This window comes from Pseudomonas sp. LBUM1660 (assembly GCF_059695935.1).
The window spans coordinates 5,818,402-5,832,192 of the sequence record NZ_CP166795.1 but is presented as its reverse complement, the minus strand read 5'-3'; the positions used below and the strand labels follow the sequence as shown (position 1 = coordinate 5,832,192).

The 13,791-nt window shown below is 60.8% G+C and carries 11 protein-coding genes; 9 read left to right on the top strand and 2 right to left on the bottom strand.

Features of this window, described 5'->3' with window-relative positions:
• Window positions 1-151 precede the first annotated feature (151 nt).
• Window positions 152-1,252, top strand: a complete 1,101-nt coding sequence (gene gbcB, locus ACA068_RS27130) for a glycine betaine monooxygenase reductase subunit (protein WP_497306009.1) — start codon at window positions 152-154, stop codon at window positions 1,250-1,252.
• Window positions 1,253-1,369: 117 nt separating this feature from the next.
• Here gbcB and ACA068_RS27125 read toward each other — a convergent pair whose 3' ends face one another.
• Window positions 1,370-2,194, bottom strand: coding sequence for an SDR family oxidoreductase (locus tag ACA068_RS27125; protein ID WP_497306007.1), 825 nt, complete (start codon window positions 2,192-2,194; stop codon window positions 1,370-1,372).
• 251 nt (window positions 2,195-2,445) lie between these two features.
• On the bottom strand, window positions 2,446-3,486 hold the full coding sequence (locus ACA068_RS27120) for a threonine aldolase family protein (RefSeq protein ID WP_497306006.1): 1,041 nt from the start codon (window positions 3,484-3,486) through the stop codon (window positions 2,446-2,448).
• A 133-nt stretch (window positions 3,487-3,619) separates the two neighbouring features.
• On the opposite strand from ACA068_RS27120, the gene ACA068_RS27115 reads away from it, so the two are divergent.
• The 8 genes from ACA068_RS27115 to fdhA all read left to right on the top strand — a co-directional run bounded on the left by ACA068_RS27115 (window position 3,620) and on the right by fdhA (window position 13,770).
• Entirely contained in the window at window positions 3,620-4,336 is a 717-nt protein-coding gene (locus ACA068_RS27115) for a TraX family protein (RefSeq protein ID WP_497306005.1), read from the top strand.
• Between the two features lie 283 nt (window positions 4,337-4,619).
• Window positions 4,620-5,873 (top strand): serine hydroxymethyltransferase, encoded by a 1,254-nt coding sequence (gene glyA / locus ACA068_RS27110; protein WP_497306003.1) that lies wholly within the window; start codon window positions 4,620-4,622, stop codon window positions 5,871-5,873.
• A 23-nt stretch (window positions 5,874-5,896) separates the two neighbouring features.
• Entirely contained in the window at window positions 5,897-7,147 is a 1,251-nt protein-coding gene (locus tag ACA068_RS27105) for a sarcosine oxidase subunit beta (protein WP_007947735.1), read from the top strand.
• A gap of 14 nt (window positions 7,148-7,161) precedes the next feature.
• A complete protein-coding gene (locus ACA068_RS27100) occupies window positions 7,162-7,491 on the top strand; it encodes a sarcosine oxidase subunit delta (protein ID WP_497306002.1) in 330 nt (109 codons plus the stop codon).
• Window positions 7,488-10,505 carry a sarcosine oxidase subunit alpha gene (locus tag ACA068_RS27095; protein WP_497306000.1) on the top strand — a complete coding sequence of 1,006 codons (3,018 nt, stop codon included), beginning with the start codon at window positions 7,488-7,490 and terminating at the stop codon, window positions 10,503-10,505. The genes ACA068_RS27100 and ACA068_RS27095 overlap by 4 nt, the downstream gene beginning before the upstream one ends.
• A gap of 144 nt (window positions 10,506-10,649) precedes the next feature.
• Complete coding sequence (locus ACA068_RS27090; protein ID WP_497305998.1) at window positions 10,650-11,282, top strand: sarcosine oxidase subunit gamma; 633 nt, start codon at window positions 10,650-10,652, stop codon at window positions 11,280-11,282.
• 202 nt (window positions 11,283-11,484) lie between these two features.
• Window positions 11,485-12,342 carry a formyltetrahydrofolate deformylase gene (gene purU, locus ACA068_RS27085; protein ID WP_497305996.1) on the top strand — a complete coding sequence of 286 codons (858 nt, stop codon included), beginning with the start codon at window positions 11,485-11,487 and terminating at the stop codon, window positions 12,340-12,342.
• A 228-nt stretch (window positions 12,343-12,570) separates the two neighbouring features.
• Window positions 12,571-13,770: a formaldehyde dehydrogenase, glutathione-independent gene (fdhA, locus tag ACA068_RS27080; RefSeq protein WP_007947729.1), complete on the top strand. Its 1,200-nt coding sequence runs from the start codon at window positions 12,571-12,573 to the stop codon at window positions 13,768-13,770.
• Window positions 13,771-13,791: the final 21 nt, after the last annotated feature.

Genomic DNA, 13,791 nt, shown 5'->3' with positions numbered 1-13,791 from the left:
CGACATGGCCCACTCTGTTCCCGACGCGTAACCCCCGGTAGTTGGGGGCTGGTCGCGATAAGTATGTGAATGTCGCAGATAGGTAAATGGGTGGTCCGCGCGTTACGCAGAATCGTCAACATAAGGCCGACCATCGGCGGTGGAGAACAGCATGTCCAACAGCTTCCTGAATCCGGTAACCACCCAGACCTGGGCCAACGGTCGACACATCGTCCGTTGCGTCAAAGTCATCCAGGAAACCTGGGATGTGCGCACCTTCTGCTTTATGGCCGACCAGCCGATTCTGTTCTTCTTTAAACCGGGGCAGTTCGTCACCCTGGAGCTGGAAATCGACGGCGTGCCGATCATGCGCTCCTACACCATTTCCAGCTCGCCATCGGTGCCGTACAGCTTTTCCGTGACCATCAAGCGCGTGCCGGGCGGCAAAGTATCGAACTGGCTGCACGACACCCTGCATGAAGGTCAGGAGTTGGCCGTGCACGGTCCGGTCGGGCTGTTCAACGCCATGGACTTCACCGCGCCGAAGGTGTTGTACCTCAGTGGCGGTGTCGGTATCACGCCAGTCATGTCCATGGCGCGCTGGTACTACGACACCAACGGCAACGTCGACATGGTGTTTATCCACAGCGCCCGCTCGCCCAAGGACATCATTTACCACCGCGAGCTGGAACACATGGCGTCGCGGATCGATAACTTCAGCCTGCACCTGATCTGCGAAAAGCATGGACTGGGTGAACCGTGGGCCGGTTATCGCGGTTACCTGAACCACAAGATGCTCGAACTGATGGCCCCGGACTTCATGGAGCGCGAAGTGTTCTGCTGCGGCCCGACGCCGTACATGAACGCGGTCAAGCGCATGCTCGAAGCGGTTGGCTTCGACATGTCGCGTTATCACGAGGAATCCTTCGGCGCCACGCCACCGGAAGCCCGTGCCGATGCGGTGGAACAGGCCGAAATCGCCGCCGACGCGCCGGAAGTCGATCTGGCGGACCTGCATCAAGTCGAATTCATCTCCTCCGGCAAAAGCATTCGCGTGACCCCGGGTGAAACCGTGCATGCGGCGGCTGCCAAACTCGGCCTGCTGATTCCGAAGGCCTGCGGCATGGGCATCTGCGGCACATGCAAGGTGCTGAAGTTGGGCGGAGAGGTCGAGATGGACCACAACGGCGGGATTACCGAGGAAGACGAAGCCGAGGGCTACATCCTGTCGTGCTGCAGCGTGCCGAAGGGCGACGTGCGCATCGAATTCTAAGTAGCACCGATCCCTTGTGGGAGCGGGCTTGCTCGCGAAAGCGGTGGTTCAGTCAACATCATCGTTGAATGGCACACCGCTTTCGCGAGCAAGCCCGCTCCCACAGGGCCGGTGCTTTCAGTCGACAAACAGGTCTGGCATCAGCTTGTCGTTGGTACCGGGTTCGAAGCGGTAATGCTCGAACTCGGTCACCCCGTTCTCTCGCAGTATTTCCTCATCAATCAGCAACCGCCCGGTAACGCTGCGCCCCGTGCTGTCCAGAATCACGTGGGCGGCATCCGCCATGATCGCCGGAGTTCGTGCGTGTTTGAAGGATTCCCGCGACCCCAGCTGAAATTCGATGGCGGCGGTGGCGATCATCGTTTGTGGCCACAGCGAGTTGACGCTGATGCCGTAATTGGCAAATTCCTCGCTCATGCCCAGCGTCAACATGCTCATGCCGTACTTGGTCACGGTGTAGGGGCTGTATTGCGCGAACCACTTTGTCGCCAGGTTCAACGGCGGCGACAGGTTAAGGATGTGGCCGCTGCTCTTTTTCAGGTAAGGCAGCGCGGCCTGGCTGCAGAGCAACACGGCGCGGGTGTTGATCTGGTGCATCAGGTCGAAGCGTTTGAGCTCGATGTGTTGCACCCCGGTCAACTTGATCGCCCCGGCATTGTTGATCAGCGCATCGATAGCGCCGAAATGTTCGTTGGCCTGGGCCAAGGCTTCACGCACCGCGACCTCATCGCGAACATCCACCTGCAAAGCCAGGGCCTTGCCACCCGCGGCTTCAACTTCCTGCGCCACGCTGAAAATCGTCCCCGGCAACTTGGGATGGGGCTCGGCGCTTTTGGCGGCAATCACAATATTGGCCCCGTCCCGCGCGGCCCGCAGCGCGATCTCGCGGCCGATGCCACGGCTGGCGCCGGTGATGAACAGGGTTTTGCCTTGTAATGACATGCGTAAGCTCCTGATTGTTATTGTCTGAGCGAATCGAGTGGTTCGCAGGACAATGTAGACCAAGACGCTGTGGTGAGTGGTGAGTGAGCTTTTGTGGCGAGGGAGCTTGCTCCCGCTGGGCTGTGAAGCGGCCCCAAAACCTGAATATGCGGTCTGTCAGGCAGACCGCATTGGCTGGTTTTACGACTGCTTCGCAGCCGGACGGGAGCAAGCTCCCTCGCCACAGGAGATCGGGTTGTTGCTCGAAGGGATCAGGCGGACATGACTTCGCGGATATCCGCCGCGAGTTCGCGCACGCGCTCTTCTTCGGTGTCCCACGAGCACATGAAGCGTGCGCCGCCGTTGCCGATGAAGGTGTAGAAGCGCCAGCCCTTGGCGGTGAGTGCGGCGATGGCCGGTTCCGACAGTTGCAGGAACACGCCGTTGGCCTGCACCGGGAACATCAGTTCCACGCCGGGGATGTCGCTGACCAACTCTGCCAGCAGTTGCGCGCAATGGTTGGCGTGTTTGGCGTATTTGAGCCAGGCGTCGTTTTCCAGGATCCCGACCCATGGGGCCGAGAGGAAGCGCATTTTCGAGGCGAGTTGCCCGGCCTGTTTGCAGCGGTAGTCGAAGTCTTCGGCCAGTTTGTGGTTGAAGAACAGAATCGCTTCCCCCACCGCCATGCCGTTTTTCGTGCCGCCGAAGCACAGCACGTCGACGCCGGCCTTCCAGGTCAGGTCCGCCGGGGAGCAGCCGAGGAACGCGCAGGCGTTGGAAAAGCGCGCGCCGTCCATGTGCAGGTTCAGGCCCAGCTCTTTGCAGGTGGCGCTGATGGCGCGGATTTCTTCCGGGGTGTAGACGCTGCCGACTTCGGTGGCCTGGGTCAGGGTCACGACGCGCGGTTTCGGGTAGTGGATGTCCTGGCGCTTGAGCGCGATTTCGCGGATCGATTCCGGGGTCAGCTTGCCGTTTTCGGTGCGGGCAATCAGCAGCTTGGAACCGTTGGAGAAGAATTCCGGGGCGCCGCACTCGTCGGTTTCGACGTGGGCGGTTTCCGAGCAGATCACGCTGTGGTAACTCTGGCACAGCGACGACAGGGCCAGCGAGTTGGCCGCGGTACCGTTGAAGGCGAAAAACACTTCGCAGTCTGTTTCGAACAGTTTGCGGAAATCATCGGACGCGCGAGCGGTCCATTCATCGTCGCCGTAAGCGCGTTGGTGGCCGTGGTTGGCCTGTTCCATGGCCGCCCAGGCTTCAGGGCAGATACCGGAATAGTTGTCGCTGGCGAATTGTTGGCTCTTATCGGTCATGGCCCTGCTTTCCGTGGTCGAGACGCTTATGGTGAAGCGCCTCGTGGTCAATGATGGTGCGCACTGTACCGAAGATCATCCGGTGAGCACACGCGCTGTGTCGGACAGAAAAATACAAAGACGACGGGCAATTATGCACATGACGCAAAGGGATGGGGCACTGGATCTGCTCAAGTGGCTGGCGCTATTGAGCATGGTGTTCGATCACCTGCGATATGTCGGTTACTCCGTTGATCTGCTTTATGTGCCGGGACGACTGGCGTTTCCGTGGTTCTGCCTGGCGATGGCGGCCAACCTGTCACGCACCCGGACAGTGACGACCGACGGCCCGTGGCGATACCTGGGCTGGTTGCTGTTGTTCAGCGCCCTCAGCGAAATTCCGTATCGAATGTTCATTCCTGATCCCGACACGTTGAACGTGTTGCCTACGTTGGCGCTGGGGTTGCTGGTGGCCCGTGGCTGGCAGGATCGAAGCCTGCAATCGCGACTACTCGCGGTCGGCGCCCTGACGCTGGCGGCACTATTCGCGCAGTGGCTGATGTTTGGTTTCTTCGGCGTCCTGCTGCCGCTGGCGATGTTGCTGGTGATCAGGCGGCCCTGGTATTTCAGCCTGTTGCCGGGGCTGGTGTGCCTGGCGGCGAATCAATGGGAGGTGTTGTTTTACTCCGCGCGGATCGGTAACCGTGCATCAGTCCTCGGCATTGCCGCTTGTCTGATTGCGCCATTGGCCGGTGTGCTTTTACTGCGCCACGCCGGCCGACTCAAACCGCCGCCGATGCGTCGCTGGGCATATGCGCTCTATCCACTGCATTTCTTGATTTTGTTACTCGCCCGCCAGATCGCCACCTAACCCCTGTGGGAGCGGGCTTGCTCGCGAATGCGTCAGGCCAGTCGACATCAACGGTGGCTGACACACTGCATTCGCGAGCAAGCCCGCTCCCACAGGGTTCTGTGCTGATTTGAGGAGTGTGTTGGGCATGCCATTTCAGCCCATGTCGTAAACGCACCTTTGCGTGGCGTCCGTAGGCATTTGGCCTGTCTGCGCCGGTCATACCATCGCATCAAAGGGCACTGTCGAAACACCGGTGCCTTACCGAGACGAATGGCGCATAGATGCCGCTGGGAGAGACGCGATGTTCAGCAAGCAAGACCAGATCAAGGGTTACGACGATGCACTGCTGGCGGCGATGAATGCCGAGGAGCAACGCCAGGAAGATCACATCGAGCTGATCGCGTCAGAGAACTACACCAGCAAACGCGTCATGGAAGCGCAAGGCAGTGGCCTGACCAACAAATACGCCGAAGGCTATCCGGGCAAGCGCTACTACGGTGGCTGCGAGCACGTCGATAAAGTTGAAGCACTGGCCATCGAACGCGCCAAGCAACTGTTCGGCGCCGACTACGCCAACGTGCAGCCGCACTCTGGCTCCTCGGCCAACAGCGCTGTGTATCTGGCCCTGATCCAGCCTGGCGACACCATTCTCGGCATGAGCCTGGCCCACGGTGGTCACCTGACCCACGGCGCCAAAGTGTCGTCCTCGGGCAAGCTGTACAACGCCGTGCAGTACGGGATCGACACCAAAACCGGGCTGATCGATTACGACGAAGTCGAGCGTTTGGCCGTCGAATGCAAACCCAAGATGATCGTTGCCGGGTTCTCGGCTTACTCCAAGACCCTCGACTTCCCACGTTTCCGTCAGATCGCCGACAAGGTCGGTGCGCTGCTGTTCGTCGACATGGCTCACGTTGCCGGTCTGGTCGCTGCCGGCCTGTACCCGAACCCGCTGCCGTACGCCGACGTGGTCACCACCACCACCCACAAGACCCTGCGCGGTCCACGTGGTGGCCTGATCCTGGCCAAGGCCAACGAAGAAATCGAGAAAAAGCTCAACGCCGCGGTGTTCCCGGGTGCCCAGGGCGGCCCGCTGATGCACGTCATCGCCGGTAAAGCGGTGTGCTTCAAGGAAGCGCTGGAGCCTGGTTTCAAGGCTTACCAACAACAAGTGATCGATAACGCCCAGGCCATGGCCGGCGTGTTTATCAAGCGCGGCTACGATGTAGTGTCCGGCGGCACCGATAACCACCTGTTCCTGGTCAGCCTGATCCGTCAGGGCCTCACCGGCAAAGAGGCGGATGCAGCACTCGGTCGCGCCCACATCACCGTGAACAAGAACGCCGTGCCGAACGATCCACAGTCGCCGTTCGTGACCTCCGGCCTGCGCATCGGCACCCCGGCGGTGACCACGCGCGGCTTCAAGGTGACCCAGTGCGTCACGCTGGCCGGCTGGATCTGCGACATCCTCGACAACCTCGGCGATGCCGATGTCGAGGCCAATGTTGCGCAGCAAGTGTCGGCCCTGTGCGCGGACTTCCCGGTTTATCGCTGAGCGCGGTTTTGGAGTAAATGACTATGCAACGCTACTCGGGCTTCGGCCTCTTCAAACACTCCCTCAGCCATCACGAAAACTGGCAGAAAATGTGGCGCACGCCGACCCCTAAAAAGGTCTATGACGTAGTCATCGTCGGCGGTGGCGGGCATGGTCTGGCGACCGCCTACTACCTGGCCAAAGAGCACGGCATCACCAACGTGGCCGTGGTCGAGAAAGGCTGGCTGGGCGGCGGTAACACCGCGCGCAACACCACCATCGTTCGCTCCAACTACCTGTGGGACGAGTCGGCGCACCTGTACGAACACGCGATGAAATTGTGGGAAGGCCTGTCTCAGGACCTGAACTACAACGTGATGTTCTCCCAGCGCGGCGTTTACAACCTGTGTCACACCTTGCAGGACATTCGTGATTCCGAACGTCGGGTCAGCGCCAACCGCCTCAACGGCGTGGACGGCGAACTGCTCGATGCCAAGCAAGTGGCCGACGAGATTCCGTACCTCGACTGCTCCAAGAACACGCGCTACCCGGTGATGGGCGCAACCGTCCAGCGTCGCGGCGGCGTGGCCCGTCACGATGCCGTGGCGTGGGGCTTTGCCCGTGCCGCCGACGCCCTGGGCGTGGACTTGATCCAGCAGACCGAAGTGATCGGCTTCCGCAAGGAAAACGGCGTGTGCATCGGTGTTGAAACCAACAAAGGCTTCATCGGTGCCAAACGCGTCGGTGTAGTGACCGCCGGTAACTCCGGGCACATGGCCAAACTCGCCGGTTTCCGTCTGCCGATCGAATCCCACCCGCTGCAAGCGCTGGTGTCCGAGCCGATCAAACCGATTATCGACAGCGTGATCATGTCCAACGCCGTGCACGGTTACATCAGCCAGTCCGACAAGGGCGACCTGGTGATCGGCGCCGGTATCGACGGCTACAACGGCTACGGCCAGCGTGGTTCGTACCCGGTGATCGAGCACACCATTCAGGCCATCGTCGAGATGTTCCCGGTGTTGTCCCGCGTGCGCATGAACCGGCAGTGGGGCGGCATCGTCGACACCACACCGGATGCATGCCCGATCATCTCGAAAACCCCGGTCCCGAACATGTTCTTCAACTGCGGTTGGGGCACCGGTGGCTTCAAGGCCACACCTGGCTCGGGCAACGTATTTGCCGCGAGCCTGGCCAAGGGTGAAATGCACCCATTGGCTGCACCTTTCTCCATCGACCGTTTCCACAACGGTGCGTTGATCGATGAACACGGCGCTGCTGCGGTTGCCCACTAACAGGAGAAATCCCCATGTTGCATATCTTCTGTCCTCACTGCGGCGAACTGCGCTCCGAAGAGGAATTCCACGCATCCGGCCAGGCGCACATCCCGCGCCCACTGGATCCGAACACCTGCACCGACGAGGAGTGGGGCGACTACATGTTCTTCCGCGATAACCCTCGCGGTCTGCACCACGAGCTGTGGGATCACGTCGCCGGTTGCCGTCAGTACTTCAACGCCACCCGCGACACCGTGACCTACGAGATTCTCGAGACCTACAAGATCGGCACCAAGCCACAATTCACCGACAAGACCGATAGCCCGAAAGCGGCCGCCACGGCTCTGGGAGAGAAGGTATGAGCCAGATCAATCGCCTGTCCAACGGCGGACGGATCGACCGCAACAAAGTGCTGAGCTTCACCTTCAACGGCCAGACTTACAAAGGCTTTGAAGGCGATTCGCTGGCCGCGGCCTTGCTGGCCAACGGTGTGGATATCATTGGTCGCAGCTTCAAGTATTCCCGTCCGCGCGGCATCTTTGCTGCTGGCGCTGAAGAGCCGAACGCCGTGCTGCAGATCGGCGCTACTGAAGCCACGCAAATCCCGAACGTACGCGCCACGCAACAAGCGCTATATCAAGGCCTGGTCGCCACCAGCACCAACGGCTGGCCGAGCGTGAACAACGACATGATGGGGATTCTCGGCAAGGTCGGCGGCAAGCTGATGCCGCCGGGCTTCTACTACAAAACCTTCATGTACCCGCAATCGTTCTGGATGACTTACGAGAAGTACATTCGTAAGGCCGCCGGTCTTGGCCGCTCGCCGACCGAGAACGATCCGGACACCTACGACTACATGAACCAGCACTGCGACGTACTGATCGTCGGCGGTGGCCCGGCTGGCCTGGCCGCTGCACTGGCAGCCGCTCGTAGCGGTGCTCGCGTAATCCTGGCTGATGAGCAAGAAGAGTTCGGCGGCAGCCTGCTCGACTCCCGCGAAAGCCTCGACGGCAAGCCTGCGGCCGAGTGGGTCGCCAGCGTCATCGCCGAGCTGAAAGACACCCCGGACGTGCTGCTGTTGCCGCGCGCCACGGTCAACGGTTACCACGACCATAACTTCCTGACCATTCACGAGCGCCTCACCGATCACCTCGGCGACCGCGCACCGATTGGCCAGGTCCGTCAGCGCATCCACCGGGTTCGCGCCAAACGTGTGGTGCTGGCGACTGGCGCTTGCGAGCGTCCATTGGTTTACGGCAACAACGACGTGCCGGGCAACATGCTCGCCGGCGCTGTGTCGACTTACGTGCGCCGTTACGGTGTAGCGCCGGGCAAGAAACTGGTGCTGTCGACCAACAACGATCACGCCTACCGCGTTGCTCTGGACTGGCTCGACGCCAGCCTGCAAGTCGTGGCCATTGCCGATGCCCGCAGCAATCCGCGTGGTGCGCTGGTGGAAGAAGCCCGCGCTAAAGGCATCCGCATCCTGACCGGCAGTGCCGTGATCGAAGCCCGTGGCAGCAAGCACGTTACTGCTGCTCGCATCGCTGCGATCGATGTCAAAGCCCACGCCGTGACCAGTCCTGGCGAGTGGCTCGATTGCGACCTGGTCGCGACCTCCGGCGGTTACAGCCCGGTGGTTCACCTGGCTTCGCACTTGGGCGGCAAGCCGACCTGGCGTGAAGACATTCTCGGTTTCGTACCGGGCGAAGCACCGCAGAAACGCGTGTGCGTCGGTGGCATCAACGGCGTCTATGGCCTCGGTGATTCCCTGGCCGATGGTTTTGAAGGCGGCGCTCGCGCGGCCAGCGAAGCCGGTTTCAGCGTGGTCGAAGGCACCTTGCCGAAAGCCCTGAGCCGTCTCGAAGAGCCAACCCTGGCGCTGTTCCAGGTGCCGCACGAAAAAGGCACCTCACGCGGACCGAAGCAATTCGTAGACCTGCAAAACGACGTCACTGCGGCCGCCATCGAACTGGCGACCCGCGAAGGTTTCGAGTCGGTCGAGCACGTCAAACGTTACACCGCACTGGGCTTTGGTACGGACCAGGGCAAGCTCGGCAACGTCAACGGCTTGGCCATTGCCGCCCGTTCGCTGAACGTGACCATCCCGCAGATGGGCACCACCATGTTCCGTCCGAACTACACGCCGGTGACTTTCGGCGCCGTGGCCGGCCGTCACTGTGGGCACATCTTCGAACCTGTCCGTCACACCGCGCTGCATCACTGGCACGTGAAGAACGGCGCCGAGTTTGAAGACGTCGGTCAGTGGAAGCGTCCTTGGTACTTCCCGAAAAACGGTGAAGACATTCATGCCGCCGTGAAACGCGAATGCAAAGCCGTGCGCGACAGCGTTGGCCTGCTGGACGCCTCGACCCTGGGCAAGATCGACATCCAGGGCCCGGACTCCCGTGAGTTCCTGAACCGCATCTACACCAACGCCTGGACCAAGCTCGACGTGGGCAAGGCGCGTTACGGCCTGATGTGCAAAGAAGACGGCATGGTGTTCGACGACGGCGTCACCGCTTGCCTCGCCGACAACCACTTCGTGATGACCACCACCACCGGCGGCGCTGCACGCGTGCTGCAATGGCTGGAAATCTACCACCAGACCGAATGGCCAGACCTGAAGGTGTACTTCACTTCCGTGACGGATCACTGGGCAACCATGACCCTGTCCGGGCCGAACAGCCGCAAGCTGCTCAGCCAGGTCACCGACATTGATCTGACCAACGAAGCCTTCCCGTTCATGACCTGGAAAGAAGGCCTGGTCGGCGGTGTGCCGGCGCGGGTATTCCGGATTTCGTTTACCGGTGAGCTGTCGTATGAAGTCAACGTGCAAGCCGACTACGCGATGGGTGTGCTGGAAAAAATCGTCGAGGCTGGCAAGCAATACAACCTGACGCCATATGGCACCGAAACCATGCACATCCTGCGGGCCGAGAAGGGCTTCATCATCGTCGGTCAAGACACCGACGGCTCGATGACCCCGGACGACCTGAACATGGGCTGGTGTGTCGGTCGCACCAAACCGTTCTCGTGGATCGGCCAGCGTGGCATGAACCGCGAAGACTGCGTGCGTGATCAACGCAAACAGCTGGTGGGCCTGAAGCCGATCGATCCGACCAAATGGCTGCCGGAAGGTGCGCAACTGGTGTTCAACACCAAGCAGACGATCCCGATGACGATGGTCGGTCACGTCACTTCCAGCTACCTGCACAACTCCCTGGGCTATTCGTTTGCCATGGGCGTGGTGAAGGGCGGTTTGAAGCGTATTGGTGAGCGTGTGTTCGCGCCGCTGGCTGACGGCAGCGTGATCGAGGCGGAAATCGTTTCTTCGGTGTTCTTCGATCCAAAGGGTGATCGCCAGAACATTTGATGGCCTCGAGATCTGTGGGCGGGCTACCAATCGCCAGCAGGCTAGCTCCCACAGGGGAACGCGGTTGAATGTGGGAGCTAGCCTGCTGGCGATGACGGCAGTCCAGCCACCACAGGAACCAACAGAATTCAGGAAAGGTGCTTTATGACCGTAGCCAATGTATACCAACAACGCCCAACCACCGGAGCCAAGGCCGAGTCGTCGCTGCATCATGCCGACCTCGCCAGCCTGGTGGGCAAGGGCCGCAAAAGCGCCGGCGTGATCGTGCGTGAGAAAAAACTCCTCGGCCACCTGACCATTCGTGGTGATGGCCACGATGCTGCGTTCGCCGCTGGCGTGCACAAGGCCCTCGGCATCGAACTGCCAGCTGCGCTGACCGTCGTCGTCAAAGGCGAAACCAGCCTGCAATGGATGGGGCCGGATGAATGGCTGCTGATCGTGCCAACCGGTGAAGAATTCGCCGCCGAGCAGAAACTGCGCGAAGCGCTGGGTGATCTGCACATTGCGATTACCAACGTCAGCGGCGGCCAGCAGCTCCTCGAACTGAGCGGCCCGAACGTGCGCCAGGTGCTGATGAAATCCACCAGCTACGACGTGCACCCGAACAGTTTTCCGGTGGGCAAGGCCGTCGGCACCGTGTTCGCCAAGTCGCAACTGGTGATCCGCCATACCGCTGAAGACACTTGGGAACTGCTGATCCGCCGCAGCTTCTCGGATTACTGGTGGTTGTGGTTGCAGGATGCTGCGGCTGAATACGGGCTTAGCGTCCAGGCCTGACTCAGTGGTGTGTCAAGACTGCTTTTGTGGCGAGGGGATTTATCTCCGTTCGGCTGCGAAGCAGTCGTAAAACCTGAACCCGTATTCTTTATGAAGGAATGCGGTTGCTGATTTTGGGGCCGCTTCGCGGCCCAACGGGGATAAATCCCCTCGCCACAGGGTCCTCTGTGACCACCCAATTTGCAGCAGGAGTCACCGCACTATGAGCCGCGCCCCAGACACATGGATTCTGACCGCCGACTGCCCAAGCGTCCTCGGCACCGTGGACGCGGTGACCCGCTTTCTGTTCGAGCAGGGCTGCTACGTCACCGAGCACCATTCCTTTGATGATCGGCTCTCGGGCCGTTTCTTCATTCGCGTGGAGTTCCGCCAGCCCGACGGCTTCGACGAACAAGCCTTCCGCGCTGGATTGGAAGAACGCGGCCAAGCCTTCGGCATGATCTTCGAACTGACACCGCCGAACTATCGGCCAAAAGTGGTGATCATGGTGTCCAAGGCCGATCACTGCCTCAACGATTTGCTCTACCGCCAGCGCATCGGCCAGTTGTCTATGGACGTGGCCGCCGTGGTCTCCAACCACCCGGACCTCAAGCCGTTGGCCGACTGGCACCAGATTCCGTACTACCATTTCCCGCTGGACCCGAACGACAAGCCGTCGCAAGAGCGTCAGGTTTGGCAAGTGATCGAAGAGTCCGGCGCCGAACTGGTGATCCTTGCCCGCTACATGCAAGTCCTGTCGCCCGAGCTGTGCCGCAAACTCGACGGCAAGGCGATCAACATCCATCACTCCCTGCTGCCGGGTTTCAAGGGTGCCAAGCCCTATCACCAGGCCTATAACAAGGGCGTGAAACTGGTCGGCGCCACGGCGCACTACATCAACAACGACCTGGACGAAGGCCCGATCATCGCCCAGGGCGTCGAGGCCGTGGACCATAGTCACTACCCCGAAGATCTGATCGCCAAGGGGCGGGATATCGAAGGGCTGACGTTGGCGCGGGCGGTGGGTTATCACATTGAGCGACGGGTATTTCTCAACGCCAATCGCACCGTCGTTCTCTAGATTTTTGGGGCCGCTTCGCAGCCCATTCGCGAGCAAGCCCGCTCCCACAGGGGATCTGCATGAGTAGACAGATCTCCGTCACACCGAAGATCAAATGTGGGAGCGGGCTTGCTCGCGAAGAGGCCCGAACAAACAACACAAAAGACACAGGCAATAACCCGAGCAATCAACGCGCCGCCGCACCATGGCGACGCGACCGCTACATAAAAACAACAGCGAGGTGAAAGCATGTCTGGCAATCGTGGTGTGGTGTATCTCGGCAATGGCAAAGTCGAAATACAGAAAATCGACTATCCGAAAATGCAGGACCCGCGCGGCAGGAAGATTAACCACGCCGTCATCCTGCGTGTGGTTTCCACCAACATCTGTGGTTCCGACCAGCACATGGTGCGCGGCCGTACCACCGCTCAGACCGGTCTGGTGCTGGGCCACGAAATCACCGGCGAAGTCATTGAAAAAGGCAGCGACGTCGAGAACCTGCAGATCGGCGACCTGGTGTCGGTGCCGTTCAACGTTGCTTGCGGGCGCTGCCGTTCCTGCAAGGAAATGCACACCGGTGTCTGCCTCAGCGTTAACCCGGCGCGTCCGGGCGGTGCTTACGGTTACGTCGACATGGGCGACTGGACCGGCGGCCAGGCCGAATACGCGATGGTGCCTTACGCCGACTTCAACCTGCTGAAACTGCCTGATCGCGATCGCGCGATGGAAAAAATCCGCGACCTGACCTGCCTCTCCGACATCCTGCCGACCGGTTACCACGGCGCAGTGACGGCCGGCGTTGGCCCAGGCAGCACCGTGTACATCGCCGGTGCCGGTCCTGTCGGTCTGGCCGCTGCCGCTTCCGCTCGCCTGTTGGGCGCTGCGGTGGTGATCATCGGCGACGTCAACACCGTCCGCCTGGCACACGCCAAGGCGCAGGGTTTCGAAATCGCCGATCTGTCCCTGGACACCCCGCTGCACGAGCAAATCGCTGCACTGCTGGGCGAGCCTGAAGTGGATTGCGCCGTCGACGCCGTGGGCTTCGAAGCGCGTGGTCACGGCCATGACGGCGTGAAACACGAAGCTCCGGCCACCGTGCTCAACTCGCTGATGGGCGTAGTTCGGGTTGCCGGCAAAATCGGTATCCCTGGCCTGTACGTGACTGAAGATCCGGGTGCCGTCGACGCAGCCGCGAAGATGGGCAGCCTGAGCATCCGCTTCGGTCTGGGCTGGGCCAAATCCCACAGCTTCCACACCGGCCAGACGCCCGTGATGAAGTACAACCGCCAGTTGATGCAGGCGATCATGTGGGACCGTATCCACATTGCCGACATTGTGGGTGTTGAGGTGATCAGCCTGGATGACGCGCCACGTGGTTACGGCGAGTTCGATGCGGGCGTGCCGAAGAAGTTTGTGATCGATCCGCATAAGTTGTTTAGTGCGGCGTAAGCTGGGAGCAGGACGGAAAAA

Bases quoted from the DNA above. Each gene is read 5' to 3' on its own strand.
- ACA068_RS27100 (WP_497306002.1), top strand. From the start codon at position 7,162: ATGTTGCATATCTTCTGTCCTCACTGCGGCGAACTGCGCTCCGAAGAG.
- ACA068_RS27105 (WP_007947735.1), top strand. From the start codon at position 5,897: ATGCAACGCTACTCGGGCTTCGGCCTCTTCAAACACTCCCTCAGCCAT.
- gbcB (WP_497306009.1), top strand. From the start codon at position 152: ATGTCCAACAGCTTCCTGAATCCGGTAACCACCCAGACCTGGGCCAAC.
- ACA068_RS27095 (WP_497306000.1), top strand. From the start codon at position 7,488: ATGAGCCAGATCAATCGCCTGTCCAACGGCGGACGGATCGACCGCAAC.
- purU (WP_497305996.1), top strand. From the start codon at position 11,485: ATGAGCCGCGCCCCAGACACATGGATTCTGACCGCCGACTGCCCAAGC.
- ACA068_RS27125 (WP_497306007.1), bottom strand. From the start codon at position 2,194: ATGTCATTACAAGGCAAAACCCTGTTCATCACCGGCGCCAGCCGTGGC.
- ACA068_RS27120 (WP_497306006.1), bottom strand. From the start codon at position 3,486: ATGACCGATAAGAGCCAACAATTCGCCAGCGACAACTATTCCGGTATC.
- fdhA (WP_007947729.1), top strand. From the start codon at position 12,571: ATGTCTGGCAATCGTGGTGTGGTGTATCTCGGCAATGGCAAAGTCGAA.
- ACA068_RS27090 (WP_497305998.1), top strand. From the start codon at position 10,650: ATGACCGTAGCCAATGTATACCAACAACGCCCAACCACCGGAGCCAAG.
- ACA068_RS27115 (WP_497306005.1), top strand. From the start codon at position 3,620: ATGCACATGACGCAAAGGGATGGGGCACTGGATCTGCTCAAGTGGCTG.
- glyA (WP_497306003.1), top strand. From the start codon at position 4,620: ATGTTCAGCAAGCAAGACCAGATCAAGGGTTACGACGATGCACTGCTG.